Raw genomic sequence first — 15,671 nt, forward strand, 5'->3', positions numbered from 1 at the left:
TAACGAAAGAGGATATACCGTGTCCCGTACTATTATGCTGATCCCTACCGGAACCAGCGTCGGCCTGACCAGCGTCAGCCTTGGCGTGATCCGTGCTATGGAACGCAAAGGCGTTCGTCTGAGCGTCTTTAAGCCAATCGCCCAGCCACGTGCCGGTGGCGATGCGCCAGACCAGACCACCACCATCGTTCGTAAGAACTCCAATCTGCCAGCGGCCGAACCGCTGAAGATGAACCACGTTGAATCTCTGCTCTCCAGCAACCAGAAAGACGTGCTGATGGAAGAGATCATCGCCAACTACCACGCCAATACAAAAGACGCGGAAGTGGTGCTGGTTGAAGGCCTGGTTCCGACCCGCAAACACCAGTTTGCCCAGTCGCTGAACTTCGAAATTGCGAAAACCCTGAACGCCGAGATCGTCTTTGTGATGTCTCAGGGCACAGATACCCCAGAGCAGCTGAAAGAGCGTATCGAACTGACCCGCAGCAGCTTCGGTGGTACTAAAAACACCAACATCACGGGCGTAATCGTCAACAAACTGAATGCGCCGGTGGATGAGCAGGGCCGTACGCGTCCTGACCTGTCCGAGATCTTCGACGACTCTTCCAAAGCGAAAGTCATTAAAGTTGACCCGGCTAAACTGCAGGAATCCAGCCCACTGCCGGTTCTGGGCGCGGTGCCGTGGAGCTTCGATCTGATTGCCACTCGTGCCATCGATATGGCGCGTCACCTGAACGCCACCGTGATCAACGAAGGCGACATCAATACCCGCCGCGTGAAATCCGTGACCTTCTGCGCCCGCAGCATTCCGCATATGCTGGAGCACTTCCGTGCTGGTTCCCTGCTGGTGACCTCCGCAGACCGTCCAGACGTGCTGGTTGCTGCCTGCCTGGCCGCGATGAATGGCGTAGAAATCGGTGCTATCCTGCTGACCGGTGCTTACGAGATGGATCCACGCGTCAGCAAGCTGTGCGAACGCGCGTTCGCGACTGGCCTGCCGGTATTCATGGTTAATACCAACACCTGGCAGACCTCCCTGAGCCTGCAGAGCTTCAACCTGGAAGTGCCGGTTGATGACCACGAGCGTATCGAGAAAGTTCAGGAATACGTTGCAAGCTACATCAACGCAGACTGGATCGAATCCCTGACCGCAACCTCCGAGCGCAGCCGTCGTCTGTCTCCTCCGGCCTTCCGTTACCAGCTGACCGAGCTGGCGCGTAAAGCGGGCAAACGTGTTGTTCTGCCAGAAGGCGACGAACCACGTACCGTGAAAGCGGCCGCAATCTGTGCAGAGCGCGGCATCGCGACCTGTGTGCTGCTGGGTAACCCGGATGAGATCAACCGCGTTGCGGCATCCCAGGGCGTTGAGCTGGGTGCTGGCATCGAAATCGTTGATCCAGAAGTGGTTCGCGAAAGCTACGTTGCCCGTCTGGTCGAACTGCGTAAGAACAAAGGCATGACCGAAGCCGTTGCGCGTGAGCAGCTGGAAGACAACGTGGTGCTGGGTACGCTGATGCTGGAGCAGGACGAAGTTGACGGCCTGGTGTCCGGTGCGGTTCATACTACCGCGAACACCATCCGTCCACCGCTGCAGCTGATCAAAACGGCTCCAGGCAGCTCTCTGGTTTCCTCCGTGTTCTTCATGCTGCTGCCTGAACAGGTTTACGTTTACGGCGACTGTGCGATCAACCCGGATCCAACTGCAGAGCAGCTGGCTGAAATCGCAATCCAGTCCGCGGACTCCGCGATTGCCTTCGGTATCGAACCACGCGTCGCGATGCTCTCCTACTCTACCGGCACTTCTGGTGCAGGTAGCGACGTAGAGAAAGTGCGTGAAGCGACCCGTATTGCACAGGAAAAACGCCCTGATCTGATGATCGACGGCCCGCTGCAGTACGATGCCGCAGTTATGGCTGACGTTGCGAAATCCAAAGCGCCAAACTCCCCGGTTGCAGGTCGCGCTACCGTGTTCATCTTCCCGGATCTGAACACCGGTAACACCACCTACAAAGCGGTACAGCGTTCAGCAGACCTGATCTCCATCGGGCCAATGCTGCAGGGTATGCGCAAACCTGTGAACGACCTGTCCCGTGGCGCGCTGGTAGACGATATCGTCTACACCATCGCGCTGACGGCGATCCAGTCTTCGCAGCAGCAGTAAATAAGGTCTTGCCGGATGGCGCTTCGCTTATCCGGCCTACAGGACCGTAGGCCCGGTAAGCGCTAGCGCCACCGGGCAACAAAAAGGCGACCCCACGGTCGCCTTTTTTATTTACAGCAGCTCTCGCGCCGCTGAAACAATGTCATGCGCCGTCAGGCCATACTCCTTCTGCAGGAAGTCCTGCGTCCCTACCTGGCCGTAACGCTCCTTCACCCCCACGCGACGCATCGGCACCGGGCAGGTCTCCACCAGCACTTCCGCCACCGCCGAGCCCAGCCCGTTGTGAATGCTATGGTTTTCGCAGGTCACGATCCGCCCGGTTTTCTCGGCGTAGTTTTTCACCAGCATCCGGTCGATGGGCTTCAGGGTAAACATGTCTATCACTGCCGCGCTAACGCCCTCCTGCTCAAGCTGACGGGCCGCTTCCAGCGCTTCGGCCACCATAATGCCGTTGGCAATCAGGGTAATGTCGCTTCCTTCGCGCAGCACATTGCCTTTGCCGATGGTAAACGTTGAACCCGGGGCATACACGCTTGGCGCCTGCTTACGGATAGTACGTACCCAGTAGAACCCGTCGAGGTCGATAAGCTGGCGCAGTATGTCTTCAAACATCACCGCGTCGGTCACCTCCAGCACTACCGAATGCGCCAGACCGCGCACAATGCCCATATCCTCGAACGACATATGTGTCCCGCCGTTGTGGCAGGCCGTCACGCCCGCATCCGAGGCAATGACCTTCACGTTATTACGCTGGTAGTCCAGGGACATAAACAGCTGGTCGAAGCAGCGACGACTGGCAAACGCGGTAAAGGTATGAACAAACGGCTTGCGGCCGGTGAGTGACAGCCCGGCCGCGGTACCGATCACGTTGGCCTCCATAATGCCGCAGTTGATCACATGTTGCGGATAATCGCGCGCCACGCCGTCCATCGCCATTGAGCTCATCAGATCCGCTTCCAGGGCGATGATCTCGCTCCCGGCTTCAATCTGTTTTGCCACAAAGCCCGCGTAGACCTTACGCATCTCTATGGCATCTTTCTGTCCTGCAGGTGCAACCTTAATCATGAGTTACCTCCAGCTGGCGGATCGCCTCGTCGAGGGCCGCTTTGCTCTCCGGGGTCAATCGCAGGTGGTGCGAGTTACCCAGCTGTTCCAGATACGCCACTCCCTGTCCTTTGATGCTGTCGAGGATCACCACCCGCGGACGCGCATCCGCTGGCGGAACCGGTGCGGTGACCTTCAGCAGTGCCGGGATGTCATCTCCTTTCACCGTCACCACGTCAAAACCAAAGGCGCGGAATTTCCCTTCCAGATCGAACGCGCAGATGATCTCATCCAGCTCGCCATCAAGCTGTTGTTTATTCCAGTCCACAAACACCGTCAGGTTGTTAAGACGATGGTGGGCAATAAACTGGAACGCTTCCCAGCACTGCCCTTCGTTCAGCTCGCCGTCACCGACGATGCAAAAGACCCGATTTGACCGCCCGGCCAGCTTGTGCGACAGCGCCATGCCGCCCGCGATGGAGATCCCCTGGCCAAGCGAACCGGTCGTGGCATCCACACCGCGTGTTTTTAGCCGGTCCGGATGGCTTGGCAGGCGTGTGCCGTTCTGGTTAAGCGTGCTCAGCTCTTCCATCGGGAAATAGCCCTTAATCGCCAGCGTACTGTACAGGGCCGGTCCCGCATGGCCCTTCGACAGGACAAAGTAGTCTCGTTCTGGCCAGTCCGGGTCTGCCGGGTCAATTTTCATTACCGCACCGTACAGTACGGCCAGGGTTTCGACGACCGACATACTGCCGCCGTAGTGACCAAATCCCAGCTGCGTCAGCGATTTCAGGGTCTCGAGTCGAATTTGACGCGCGAGTTCGGTTATCTCATTCTCGTTCATGATTTGGCTCCGGTGTTTTCCTGCGCATTACCACCCGCAGATTTGTTTTTCGCGAACACGTTGTACGCCACCAGCAGCGCGAACAACGCAACGACAAGCCCGGTGATGGCCAGCGGTGACAGGAAGCGCGCCAGGTTGCCAAGCACAATCCCGACGGCGCCGAAGTCAGCGTCCGAGAAAGTGGTATTGGCAAAGCCAATGGCTCCCAGTACAGGCAGCAGCAGCACCGGCAGGAAGGTGATTAAGAGCCCGTTGGCAAAGGCGCCAATCATTGCCCCGCGACGTCCACCGGTGGCGTTACCAAACACGCCCGCGGTTGCGCCGGTGAAGAAGTGCGGCACCACGCCCGGCAGGATCAGCACCCAGTTAAACTGGCCGCAGATAATTAACCCCACAATCCCCCCGAGGAAGCTGAACAGGAAGCCAATCAGCACCGCGTTGGGCGCATACGGATAGACCACCGGGCAGTCCAGGGCCGGACGCGCATTGGGCACCAGTTTTTCTGAGAAGCCGGTAAAGGCCGGGACGATTTCTGCCAGAATCAGGCGTACACCCTGCAGGATGATGAACACCCCTGCGGCGAAGGTGATTGCCATGATAATGGCGTAGACCAGGTAGTTCTGACCGCCGCTGAAGGTCGCCTCGACGTATTCACGCCCGGCGCTCACCGCCATGATCAGGTAGATAATCATCATGGTCAGAGAGATGGAGATCGAGCTGTCACGCAGGAAGCTCAGGTTCTTCGGCAGGTTCATCTCTTCGGTTGAACGTGAACCTTTGCCGACCCTGCTGCCAATCCAGCCGGACAGCACGTAGCCCAGAGTGCCGAAATGGCCGAAAGCAATATCATCGTTGCCGGTAATGCGCTTCATGTAACGCTGCGCAATCGCCGGGAAGAAGGCCATGACCAGCCCGAGGATCAGCGACCCCGTAAAGACCAGACCTACCCCTTCAAAGCCCGCAACCGTGAGGATCACCCCAATCATGCACGCCATGTAGAACGTGTGGTGTCCGGTCAGGAAGATATACTTCAGACGGGTAAAGCGGGCGACGAGAATATTGGCCACCATACCAAACGCCATAATCAGCGCGGTCGAGGCCCCATATTTTTCCAGCGCAATGGAAACAATCGCTTCATTATTGGGGATAATGCCCTGGATATTAAAGGCGTGTTCAAACATACCGCCTAATGGATTTAAAGACCCCACCAGCACGGTGGCGCCACCGCCCAGCACAATAAACCCGAGAATAGTTTTAATGGTCCCTTTTACAACGTCAGAAAAGGCTTTTTTCTGCGCAACGAGACCAATTAAGGCAATCAGGCCCACCAGCACTGAAGGGACTTTTAAAATATCGACAACGAAATTCAGCGTTTCAAGGATAAACATATCCACCTCGCCTTATCAGGGTTATTGTCTTTCGAACCAGGCACGCAGCTGCGCTTCAAGTTCGTTGATATCGATGATGTTATTGATCACCACCAGCTGGTTTTCCGGCACGCTGGCGCTGGAGGCAATATCTTTCGCCATCACGAAAAGATCGGCCGCACCGGGCGTGGCTGAAGAGAAATCGGAGTGCTCAACCTCGGCGTCAATGTCCAGCTTCTTAAGCACTTTTTTAATATTCATTTCGACCATAAAACTACTGCCCAGGCCAGAACCGCATATAGCCATGATTTTCATTGTTGTCCCCTTTTTTGCGTAGAGTATGTCCCATCACGCTTGCGCGTAATGTGTGTGACGAGTCGGATTAAATAATTAAATCAGAAGCGGTCGATTATCGTTTTTATTTCCTCCAGGGTATTCGCCTGATGTAATTCTGCCATATCCTCATCGCTTGAAAATAATTCAGCCAGCGCGGAGATCATTTCGATATGGCTGTGTTTATCCGGTGCTGCCAGCATAACGATCACATCGACGGGATCAAATTCGCCTGCACCGAATGAAACGCCCTTCCTGAGTTTTAATAATGAGAGGCCCAGTCCTTTTGCCCCCTCTTCCGGCCGCGCATGCGGCATGGCTAGCCCTGGTGCCAGCACATAATAGGGTCCTAAAGTGTGGTGCTGCTCAATAATGGCCGTCACGTATTCCGGCGCAATGACCTGCAGCTCCAGCAACGGTTTCGCGCATATCTCCAGCGCCTGCGGCCAACTCTCAACGCTTTCCTGCAGCGTGATGGTTGTATCATATATCCACTTTTTGAGCATTTCCCCTCCCGGCATCGCGCTAAAGATGAACAAACTTTATTCAACGCATAACGAATTGGCTGCGATCGGGATCACAAAGATAGCGCTACCAAGATCTAACATTCAGAAGTGTGATAGCGCTATCAAATTAACATCCTGGCGCGAAATCACAGCAAAAAAAGGGATTTAAGGCGTATACTGCCTGTCACGTGAAGCGAAGGATGAAATAAGTGGCGTCCTGTCAGCAGGAAGGTGTATGTCTCTAACCCGAAAACGGCGCAGTACCGGTAAAGTGACACTTGCCGATGTCGCACAGCTTGCCGGTGTGGGCACAATGACCGTGTCCCGTGCTCTCCGCACGCCTGAACAGGTTTCCGATAAACTGCGAGAAAAAATAGAAGCCGCGGTACAAGAGTTAGGCTATATGCCCAATCTTGCAGCCAGTGCGCTGGCTTCGGCCTCGTCATGGACGATTGCGATGGTCGTCCCCAATCTTTCCGAAGCCGGTTGTTCCGAAATGTTCGCCGGGCTCCAGCAGGTATTACAGCCCGCCGGCTATCAGATCATGCTGGCCGAATCCCAGCATCGTCTTGAACAGGAAGAGAAATTGCTGGAAACGCTGCTGGCGTCAAATATCGCCGCAGCGATTTTGCTCAGTGTTGAACATACTGACACCGTGCGTCACTGGCTGAAAAACGCCTCGATTCCGGTGATGGAGATGGGCGCCATGCGCGCCGATCCTATCGATATGAATATCGGGATTGATAACGTCGCGGCCATGTATGAACTTACGGAAATGGTCATCAAACGCGGCTACCAGAACATCGGCCTGCTGTGTGCCAACCAGGAGCAGTGGATTTTCCAGCAGCATTTGCAGGGCTGGTACAAAGCGATGCTGCGCCACCATATGTCGCCTAACCGGGTGATTAACGCCGCCATGCCGCCGAGCTTTTCAACGGGGGCAGCACAACTTCCTGAATTTCTGCTGGCGTGGCCGGAGCTGGATGCGCTGGTTTGCGTCTCAGATGAACTGGCCTGTGGCGCGCTGTACGAGTGCCAGCGCAGGCGGATCAAGGTGCCGGACGATTTGGCCGTGGTCGGGTTTGGCGACAGCGACGTCAGCCGTGTCTGTCAGCCGCCGCTGACGACGATGGCAGTACCCCATCGTAAGATTGGTATTGAAGCGGGACGTGCATTGCTGGAACGTCTGAATGACGGAGACTGGCGCGATCAGAAACCCATCGCATCCAGTCTGTGTCTGAGGGAGAGCTGCTAAAGCTTATTCGGCCTCTTCTTCTTTCTCAGATTTGGTCGATTCGTTTTTGGCGTTGCGGGTCATCCACAGCGCCAGTGCTTTTAACGAATCCGGCGTGAACTCGTCACAACGCGCGGTGATCTCTTCCGGCGTCATCCAGCTCACTTCGCTCACTTCTTCTTCCTGCAGGGCGAACGGCCCGTGGGAAACGCAGCTAAACAGCCCGCCCCAGACACGGCAATGTTCGTCTTCAAAATAGAACTGTCCATGCTCGGCAAACGGTACGCCCGCAATGCCTAGCTCTTCTTCCGCTTCACGGCGTGCGGAATCCAGCAGGACCTCATCCGCCTGAACGACACCGCCCGCAGTGGCATCCAGCATACCAGGGAGAAAATCTTTGGTGTCCGTGCGGCGTTGAACCAAAATTTTGCCCATGCCGTCATGAACAACAATATACGTCGCACGATGACGCAGGCGTTCAGCGCGCATTTGTTCGCGGCTGGCCTGCGCGATCACTTCATTCTCTTCGTTGACAATGTCAACCCACTCTGTACTTGCCAAATGACTCTGCTCCACCATCGGGAAACCTTCTCGTCTAAGCGCTCTTACGGCGCGTTTACAGTTGAGGTGTAACTTACGGATTAATCGCTACCTGTGCAATAACTTGCTGATCATTAAGTGCGATAACGCTTAACGTATGCTCATCAAGCATGCCATAGCTCGCCGGGTATCCGCCTTTCGGAATGCTGACCGAACCTGGGTTGAAGTGATAAATCTCCCCGCGTTTTTCTGCTACCGGAATATGAGTATGGCCGTAAACCAGGACATCGCCAGCGGTCAGCGCCGGGAGATTATCCGGGCTAAAAAGATGACCATGGGTGAGGAACAGACGGCATTTTTCCAGCAGCACCTGTTGCCACGGAGCGGTCATGGGGAAGTGCAGCAGCATCTGATCCACTTCGCTGTCGCAGTTACCGCGCACGGCGATAATGCGCGAGGCATACGGGTTGAGTTTTTCCGCCACCTGCGCAGGGGCATAGCCTTCCGGCAATGCGTTACGTGGGCCATGGTTCAACACGTCGCCCAAAATAACCAGCCACTGCGCCCCACTTTGTGCGAACAGGGAAAGAACGCGCTCGGTCGCGGGCAGCGATCCATGGATATCCGACGCAAACATCAGTTTCATCAGTCACTCCTCAGAAAAACAGACTGCCCTTATCATACCTTAAGCGCCAGGGCTTATCAGCCGACGCGCTTAGCGGAGAGTGCCACATAGCGCTGCACCGACGCACGTTGCCACTGGAAAGTGGCGTAATCCACCAGCAGCTGGGGAACGTCATCGCCGTTAAGGATCAAGCGGTTCAGCATCAGCGCCAGGTCGGTATCGGCAATACACCATTCGCCAAACAGGTTCGGGTTACCGTGGGCCAGCAGCGAGGTGGCGGTGTCAATCAGCTTTTGCGCGCTCTGCGCCCCCTCAGTACTCAGGGCGGGCTTTTTCACACCCGCAAATACCACATCCGTGGAGCGTTCAACGCGAATCGGCACCAAATCGCTGCGCAACCACGCCTGGATTTGTCGTGCCCGGGCCCGCTTTTGCAGATCGTGAGGATAAATACGCTCCCACTCTGGTGGCGCGAACCGATCTTCCAGGTATTCATCGATCGCCGATGATTCACTCAGCGCGAAGCCATCAATGTCCAGTACCGGCACGCGCCGGGTCAGATCGTAGCCCTGCCACTGCGGTTTCAGGTGTTCACCGCCGTCCAGATCAACGGTTTTCAGGCTAAATGACAGCCCTTTTTCCGCCAGCGCCACGTACACGCTCATGACATAGGGTGAAAAGAATTGGGCATCGGACCACAACGTGATTACAGGCTGGTTCATAACATCCTCATCGGCTGATCGGTATTCCCTCAACATATAGTCTCTTTACGCCGCTGTCACTTGATGAAAACTCACGATTTTGTACAACCACCTATACTGATTGGTCATGGCATTACACTTCACACTGACAGGAGTTGAGAATGATCGACCTTTATTACGCCCCTACTCCAAACGGCCATAAGATCACCCTCTTTCTTGAAGAAGCCGAGCTGGAATACAGGATCATCCGCGTGGATATCAGCAAAGGCGATCAGTTCAGGCCTCTCTTTCTGGCCATCTCACCGAACAACAAAATCCCGGCCATCATCGATAACCTGCCAGCAGATGGCGGCAAACCGTTGAGCCTGTTTGAATCCGGGGAGATTTTGCTCTATCTGGCGGAGAAAACCGGCAAACTGCTGAGCGGGGAACTGCGCGAGCGTCACCACACGCTACAGTGGCTGTTCTGGCAGACAAGCGGCCTGGGCCCGATGCTGGGGCAGAACCACCACTTTACCGCTTACGCGCCACAACCCATCCCGTATGCGATAGAGCGCTATCAGGTAGAAACGCAGCGGCTGTACGGCGTACTGAACCGTCGGCTGGAAAAATCACCGTGGCTCGGGGGCGATCATTACAGTATCGCCGATATCGCCTGCTGGCCGTGGGTGAATACCCATGAACGTCACCGTATTGATTTAGCCTCTTACCCGGCGGTTAACAACTGGTTTGAACGTATCCGCACCCGCCCGGCGACCGAGCGTGCGATGAAAAAAATCCAGGAGATTTAGGCCTGCGCCCGGTTGGGCGCGTGTCTGGCTCTCATGTATTATGGGGAGGAAATACTGACACGGAGAAGACCTGCAATGTCGCAGCATGACGCTATTATTCGTATAAAAAATTTACGCTTACGTACTTTTATCGGTATCAAAGACGAGGAGATCGCCAACCGTCAGGATATCGTGATTAATGTGGTTATCCACTATCCGGCAGACAAGGCGAGAGACAGTGAAGATATCAATGACGCGCTGAACTATCGCACGATTACGAAAAGCATCATTCAGTACGTGGAAAATAACCGTTTCTCTCTGCTGGAAAAATTAACTCAGGATGTGCTCGACATCGCACGCGAACATCACTGGGTCACTTATGCTGAAGTAGAGATCGATAAACTTCACGCCCTGCGTTATGCCGACTCCGTCTCCATGACGTTAAGCTGGCAGCGCCGGGCGTAACCTGGAGGATGTATGAAGATTCTGCTGACCGGCGGTACAGGCCTGATTGGCCGTCATCTCATTGCGCGCCTGCAGGCGTTACATCACGACATTACCGTGGTAACGCGCAGCCCTGAGAAAGCGCGCCAGGTGCTGGGTGCCGGTATCGACATCTGGAAAAATCTGGCTGACCGGCAGAATCTGGACGGTTTTGACGCCGTCATCAACCTGGCCGGTGAACCTATCGCCGACAAACGCTGGACGGAAGAGCAAAAACAGCTGTTATGCAGCAGCCGCTGGAACATCACCGAAAAGCTGGTCGAGCTGATCCGTAACAGCCATACCCCGCCATCGGTACTGATTTCCGGTTCTGCGGTAGGCTATTACGGCGATCTCGGTGAGGTGGTCGTGACCGAAGAAGAGCCGCCGCACAACGAGTTTACCCATAAGCTCTGCGCCCAGTGGGAACGTATAGCCTGTGCTGCCCAGAGCGATAATACCCGCGTGTGCCTGCTGCGTACCGGCGTCGTTCTCGCGCCGAAAGGCGGCATTCTGGCGAAAATGCTTCCTCCGTTCCGGCTCGGACTGGGCGGCCCCATCGGTAATGGTCGTCAGTATCTGCCGTGGATCCACATCGACGATATGGTCAACGGTATTCTCTGGCTGCTGGATAACGATCTGCGTGGGCCGTTCAATATGGTTGCGCCGTACCCGGTGCGTAACGAGCAGTTTGCCCACGCGCTGGGCCATGCTCTGCATCGCCCGGCGATTTTGCGCGTGCCCGCAACGGTGATTCGCCTGATGATGGGTGAAGCGTCCGTGCTGGTGCTGGGCGGGCAGCGCGCGCTGCCTAAACGGCTGGAAGCGGCCGGGTTTGCGTTTCGCTGGTATGACTTAGAAGAGGCGTTGAGGGATGTGGTGGGATGAATATGTTACATTTGTACGCCATGTCCCGATGAAATGGCGTAACAATGGCAACCATCACCACACCCCGGCTTCACCTCACCCCTTTCGAACCCACTGACTGGGCCTTCTTCCGCTCGTTGCGGGAAGATCGCAATATCATGCGTTACATGGCCGCCATCGCGCCGGAAAAAGAGACCCGGCGCGTATTTGCTGCGCGCTTAACGGCGGCGCACGTTTTTGTGATTCGTTTTCATGATGATGACACGCCACTGGGCGATATCGGCCTGCAGATCAGCCCAGAGAATCGTGAAGAGGCTGATATTGGCTATACGGTTGTGCCTGCTGCACAGGGGAAAGGTATCGCCAGTGAGGCGTTGCGCGCGGTATGTGAATATGCGTTTAACCAGACCGGCGTGAAAGCGATTAACGCCTACGTGCTGGCGGACAACGGCGGGTCGGTGCGGGTGCTGGAGAAAGCGGGGTTTGTGCGTACGCAGGTGCTGGAGAAGGCGTACGAGATTGACGGCGTACGGTATGACGACTGGGTGTATCGGCTGGAGTGCGGTGCGGTCTGATGCCCTCACCCCGGCCCTCTCCCACAGGAGAGGGAGAAAACCTAGCCTGTAGGCCCGGTAAGCGAAGCGCCACCGGGCGATTGGGCTGCACTGTGGCCCTCTCCCACGGGGCTGAGGGTTCCCCAGAAAAATGAAAAGCACGATGAAGTGTGATCTACTGGTTGCGCTAACAAATCAGAAGAGACCTCATCGTGCCTTTACAGACAGTCTGCCAGAAATTTTTCTCCGCGTCTTTACCGGACGTTCACAGCTTCCGGATTAATGTCCTTGTTTCCATGGCCGTTGCCCTCACGCACGGTGCGGATCTGACCCTGACCAGCCTTGGTCGCACTCTTCCCGGCAGAGCGCACGTCAAAAATAAAATTAAACGTGTTGACCGTGCCCTGGGTAATACCGCCCTTCACCGGGATATTCCCCGTATTCAGCACCTGCTCACACATACCATCACCTCCCTGATGCCCTTCTGTGTGATTGCTGTCGACTGGACAGGCTGGCATGACAGGAACTGGTATCTTCTGCGGGCAAGCCTGGTCTGTAATGGTCGCTCACTGCCGCTTATGAGTGAGGTTGTCCCCGCAGAGCTGGCGCAGAACAGCGATGTACAGTGCCGCTTCCTTGACCGCCTGCATGATGCCATCCCGAAAGATAAAGCCGTCACCATCATTACGGATGCAGGCTTCCGGACAGACTGGTTCCGGCATGTCAGCCAGCTGGGCTGGAGCTTCACCGGCAGGGTCAGGGGCTGCATCAGCTTCCGGCTGGATGGAGATAAAAAGTGGATGAAAATCAGTGAGCTTGAGGCTACCGGACAACCGGTCTGCGTGGGTTACGGTGTCCTGTCCCGTAAACCACGAACGCCCTGTTACGGCCGGTTCTATCTGCATAAGCGCCCTGACGCAGGGCGTCAGGGAAAAGGGGGGATGCCGAAAACACAGCGGGAACACCGCAGTAGCGCGCGGGAGCCCTGGCTGCTGTTCAGTAATGCAGAGGGACTGGAGCCGCACCAGATAATGGCCCTGTACAGCCGCAGAATGCAGATAGAACAAAACTTCCGGGACGACAAAAGTCCACGCTTCGGGTTCGGTCTGAGGCTGAGCCGGAGTCAGGGAAAAGGGCGACTGGAAGTGCTGAATATGGTCGCGGCAATGGCAAGCCTGGTGATGTGGCTGGCAGGTTACAGGGCAGAAAGGCAGTGTTTACACTGGCACTATCAGGCAAGCAGCATCAGGCACAGACGGGTTCTGTCATACCTGAGTCTGGCGGAAGAAGTCATCCGGCATGAGCCCGGGAAAGTAAGACGGCTGAATATAGTTAACGAGATGAAAAAGCTGGGAAAAGAGTACAGTAATATGGTCATGGTGGCATGACCATATTACTGGGGATCCCTCAGCCCACGGGGAGAGGGAGAAAGGCAAAACCTACTTCAAAGAGCCCTTCAGGAACTGCTGCAAACGCGGGCTTTGCGGATTCGCTAATACCTCATCCGGATGTCCCTGCTCTTCGATTTTCCCCTGATGCAGGAAGATCACGTGGTTCGAGACGTTACGGGCAAAGCCCATCTCGTGCGTCACCACCACCATCGTTTTGCCCTCTTCGGCCAGCTTTTGCATGATGCGCAGCACTTCGCCAACGAGTTCCGGGTCCAGCGCGGAGGTCGGTTCGTCGAACAGCAGCACCTCGGGCTCCATTGCCAGTGCACGGGCGATAGAGACACGTTGCTGCTGACCACCGGAGAGATGCACCGGGTACTTTATCTGCTGTCGCTCATCGATACCCACTTTCGCCAGGTATTTCACCGCGCGCTCACGGGCCTCCTGCTTGCTTAAACCCAGCACCTGAACCGGTGCTTCCATCACGTTCTCCAGCACCGTCATGTGGCTCCAGAGGTTGAAGTGCTGGAACACCATTGTCAGTCGCGTGCGCAGCAGGCGCAGCTGGTTCTTATCTGCCACCTTCAGTTGGCCGTCTTTATCCCGGGTCAGATTGATATTCTGCCCGCTCACCACAATTGAGCCTTCACTCGGCTTTTCGAGGAAGTTGATGCAGCGCAGGAAGGTACTTTTCCCCGAGCCAGATGATCCGATAATACTGATCACGTCGCCTGCATTTGCCTGCAGCGACACCCCTTTCAGCACTTCATGTTCGCCGTAGCGTTTGTGCAAATCAATTACGTTTAATTTGTTCTCAGCCATCATCATTCTCAGTGCGTCGAAGAGGGTTTTATATGCTGCAACCAGCGCTTTTCTGCCTTACGGAACAGGCTAATCAGGACGTATGAAATAATCAAATAGAGCACTGCCGCAATGCCAAACGCGGTAAACGGCTGATAGGTCGCAGAGTTAATATCGCGGGCGATTTTAAGCAGGTCGGGCACAGTGGCGGTAAAGGCCAGCGCGGTGGAGTGGAGCATTAAAATCACTTCGTTACTGTAGGCTGGCAATGCGATACGCAGCGCCGACGGCAGAATAATGCAGCGGTACAGTTTCACCGACGAGAAGCCGTACGCGCGCGCCGCTTCGATTTCTCCGTAAGGAACGGAGCGGATGGCCCCGGCGAAAATCTCGGTGGTGTAGGCGCAGGTGTTGAGCGTCAACGCCAACACCGTACAGTTCAGGCCGCTGCGGAAGAAGGCGTTCAGCATCTCGGTACCTTTCACAATCTCCAGCGTATACATGCCCGAATAGAACACCAGCAGCTGTACGTACAGCGGTGTACCGCGGAATACGTAGGTAAACAACCAGATCGGGAACTGAATAAATTTATTGTTCGACACGCGGCCAATGGCAAGAAACACCGCCAGAATGCCACCCATCACCACCGAAGAGATCAGCAGCCACAGCGTAATGGCCACGCCGGTAAAGCGATAGCCGTCCGTCCACAGCAGCGATTTCCAGTATTCCTGAATAATCTCAATCACAGGTCAGCCCTCTTCACACCCACGGAGTAGCGACGTTCGAGCAGAAGCAGCACACCATTGGAGACGGTCGTAAAGACCAGATAGATCACGCCACACACCACCGCAAAGTAGAACGGCTCCCAGGTACTTTTACCGGCAAGCTGCGTGGCCTTTACCACATCTTCCAGACCCAGCAGAGAGACCAGCGCCGTGGCCTTGAGGATAACCTGCCAGTTGTTGCCAATGCCCGGAAGCGCGTAGCGCATCATGGCCGGGAACATAATCCGGCGAAACGTCTGGGAGGAGGTAAAACCGTAGGCGGTCGCCGCTTCTATGTGTCCTTTCGGTACCGCCATATAAGCGCCGCGGAAAGTTTCGGTGAAGTACGCGCCGTAGATAAAACCGAGAGTGATAATACCGGCCACCATCGGGTCGATATCGATCTGCCCCATTCCCATGGCGTCCGTCACGCTGTTAAGCGCGATCTGCAGCCCGTAAAAGATAAGCAGCATCAGCACCAGATCGGGAACGCCGCGAATCAGCGTGGTATAACCTTCAAAAATCAGCGCCAGCGGTTTGTTAGCCGAAAGCTTCGCCCCTGCGCCTGCCAGACCTATCAGCACCGCCAGCACCACGGAGCTGATAGCCAGCTCAAGGGTGACAAGCGCGCCCTGTAAAATAACGCCAGAAAATCCGTACAGCATACCGCGAGCCCTGTCGTATCG

General features: G+C 55.7%; 18 protein-coding genes. 7 read left to right on the forward strand and 11 right to left on the reverse strand.

Annotation, left to right across the window (positions count from 1 at the left end; all coding sequences use genetic code 11):
- The first annotated feature begins 19 nt into the window (after positions 1–19).
- Entirely contained in the window at positions 20–2,161 is a 2,142-nt protein-coding gene (pta, locus tag ACQG2G_RS15145; RefSeq protein WP_013098116.1) for a phosphate acetyltransferase, read from the forward strand.
- Positions 2,162–2,272: 111 nt separating this feature from the next.
- Here the strand turns inward: pta and ACQG2G_RS15150 are convergent, their stop codons facing one another.
- The 5 genes from ACQG2G_RS15150 to ACQG2G_RS15170 all read right to left on the reverse strand — a co-directional run bounded on the left by ACQG2G_RS15150 (position 2,273) and on the right by ACQG2G_RS15170 (position 6,255).
- Positions 2,273–3,226, reverse strand: a complete 954-nt coding sequence (locus tag ACQG2G_RS15150) for a transketolase family protein (protein ID WP_047023805.1) — start codon at positions 3,224–3,226, stop codon at positions 2,273–2,275.
- Positions 3,219–4,049: a transketolase gene (locus ACQG2G_RS15155; protein WP_029881737.1), complete on the reverse strand. Its 831-nt coding sequence runs from the start codon at positions 4,047–4,049 to the stop codon at positions 3,219–3,221. Before ACQG2G_RS15155 ends, ACQG2G_RS15150 begins: the two co-directional genes overlap by 8 nt.
- Positions 4,046–5,437: a PTS ascorbate transporter subunit IIC gene (locus ACQG2G_RS15160; RefSeq protein ID WP_047023804.1), complete on the reverse strand. Its 1,392-nt coding sequence runs from the start codon at positions 5,435–5,437 to the stop codon at positions 4,046–4,048. Before ACQG2G_RS15160 ends, ACQG2G_RS15155 begins: the two co-directional genes overlap by 4 nt.
- A gap of 21 nt (positions 5,438–5,458) precedes the next feature.
- Complete coding sequence (locus ACQG2G_RS15165) at positions 5,459–5,731, reverse strand: PTS sugar transporter subunit IIB (protein ID WP_061771483.1); 273 nt, start codon at positions 5,729–5,731, stop codon at positions 5,459–5,461.
- An 80-nt stretch (positions 5,732–5,811) separates the two neighbouring features.
- A complete protein-coding gene (locus ACQG2G_RS15170; protein ID WP_058662055.1) occupies positions 5,812–6,255 on the reverse strand; it encodes a PTS sugar transporter subunit IIA in 444 nt (147 codons plus the stop codon).
- Positions 6,256–6,490: 235 nt separating this feature from the next.
- Between ACQG2G_RS15170 and ACQG2G_RS15175 the strand changes: the two genes are divergently transcribed.
- Positions 6,491–7,510, forward strand: a complete 1,020-nt coding sequence (locus tag ACQG2G_RS15175) for a LacI family DNA-binding transcriptional regulator (RefSeq protein WP_013098122.1) — start codon at positions 6,491–6,493, stop codon at positions 7,508–7,510.
- 3 nt (positions 7,511–7,513) lie between these two features.
- Here ACQG2G_RS15175 and yfcD read toward each other — a convergent pair whose 3' ends face one another.
- The 3 genes from yfcD to yfcF are packed head-to-tail and all read right to left on the reverse strand — an operon-like array spanning position 7,514 to position 9,376.
- On the reverse strand, positions 7,514–8,068 hold the full coding sequence (gene yfcD, locus ACQG2G_RS15180; RefSeq protein ID WP_013098123.1) for an NUDIX hydrolase YfcD: 555 nt from the start codon (positions 8,066–8,068) through the stop codon (positions 7,514–7,516).
- A 55-nt stretch (positions 8,069–8,123) separates the two neighbouring features.
- Positions 8,124–8,675: a phosphodiesterase gene (gene yfcE, locus ACQG2G_RS15185; protein ID WP_047023803.1), complete on the reverse strand. Its 552-nt coding sequence runs from the start codon at positions 8,673–8,675 to the stop codon at positions 8,124–8,126.
- Positions 8,676–8,731: 56 nt separating this feature from the next.
- Complete coding sequence (gene yfcF, locus ACQG2G_RS15190) at positions 8,732–9,376, reverse strand: glutathione transferase (protein ID WP_013098125.1); 645 nt, start codon at positions 9,374–9,376, stop codon at positions 8,732–8,734.
- Between the two features lie 140 nt (positions 9,377–9,516).
- On the opposite strand from yfcF, the gene yfcG reads away from it, so the two are divergent.
- The 5 genes from yfcG (at position 9,517) to ACQG2G_RS15215 (ending at position 13,417) form a co-directional block, all read left to right on the forward strand.
- Positions 9,517–10,146 (forward strand): GSH-dependent disulfide bond oxidoreductase, encoded by a 630-nt coding sequence (gene yfcG / locus ACQG2G_RS15195; protein WP_023621684.1) that lies wholly within the window; start codon positions 9,517–9,519, stop codon positions 10,144–10,146.
- Positions 10,147–10,221: 75 nt separating this feature from the next.
- Positions 10,222–10,590: a dihydroneopterin triphosphate 2'-epimerase gene (gene folX / locus ACQG2G_RS15200; RefSeq protein WP_061771484.1), complete on the forward strand. Its 369-nt coding sequence runs from the start codon at positions 10,222–10,224 to the stop codon at positions 10,588–10,590.
- A gap of 12 nt (positions 10,591–10,602) precedes the next feature.
- Complete coding sequence (locus ACQG2G_RS15205; protein WP_013098128.1) at positions 10,603–11,496, forward strand: TIGR01777 family oxidoreductase; 894 nt, start codon at positions 10,603–10,605, stop codon at positions 11,494–11,496.
- 44 nt (positions 11,497–11,540) lie between these two features.
- The gene (locus tag ACQG2G_RS15210) at positions 11,541–12,050 is read left to right on the forward strand and encodes a GNAT family N-acetyltransferase (protein ID WP_013098129.1); all 510 of its coding nucleotides are present in this window, start codon (positions 11,541–11,543) and stop codon (positions 12,048–12,050) included.
- A gap of 191 nt (positions 12,051–12,241) precedes the next feature.
- Positions 12,242–13,417: an IS4 family transposase gene (locus tag ACQG2G_RS15215; RefSeq protein ID WP_038418736.1), complete on the forward strand. Its 1,176-nt coding sequence runs from the start codon at positions 12,242–12,244 to the stop codon at positions 13,415–13,417.
- A 51-nt stretch (positions 13,418–13,468) separates the two neighbouring features.
- On the opposite strand, the gene hisP is transcribed toward ACQG2G_RS15215, so the two are convergent.
- Genes hisP through ACQG2G_RS15230 form a run of 3 tightly spaced genes read right to left on the reverse strand, consistent with a single transcriptional unit; the run spans position 13,469 to position 15,650 of the window.
- On the reverse strand, positions 13,469–14,242 hold the full coding sequence (gene hisP / locus ACQG2G_RS15220) for a histidine ABC transporter ATP-binding protein HisP (protein ID WP_020690627.1): 774 nt from the start codon (positions 14,240–14,242) through the stop codon (positions 13,469–13,471).
- A gap of 8 nt (positions 14,243–14,250) precedes the next feature.
- A complete protein-coding gene (locus ACQG2G_RS15225; protein ID WP_008502590.1) occupies positions 14,251–14,967 on the reverse strand; it encodes an ABC transporter permease in 717 nt (238 codons plus the stop codon).
- Positions 14,964–15,650: a histidine ABC transporter permease HisQ gene (locus ACQG2G_RS15230; RefSeq protein WP_013098131.1), complete on the reverse strand. Its 687-nt coding sequence runs from the start codon at positions 15,648–15,650 to the stop codon at positions 14,964–14,966. Before ACQG2G_RS15230 ends, ACQG2G_RS15225 begins: the two co-directional genes overlap by 4 nt.
- Between the last annotated feature and the right edge of the window lie 21 nt (positions 15,651–15,671).

The sequence above is a fragment of the Enterobacter cloacae complex sp. 382A5 genome (genome assembly GCF_050031095.1).
GTDB lineage: Bacteria > Pseudomonadota > Gammaproteobacteria > Enterobacterales > Enterobacteriaceae > Enterobacter > Enterobacter cloacae.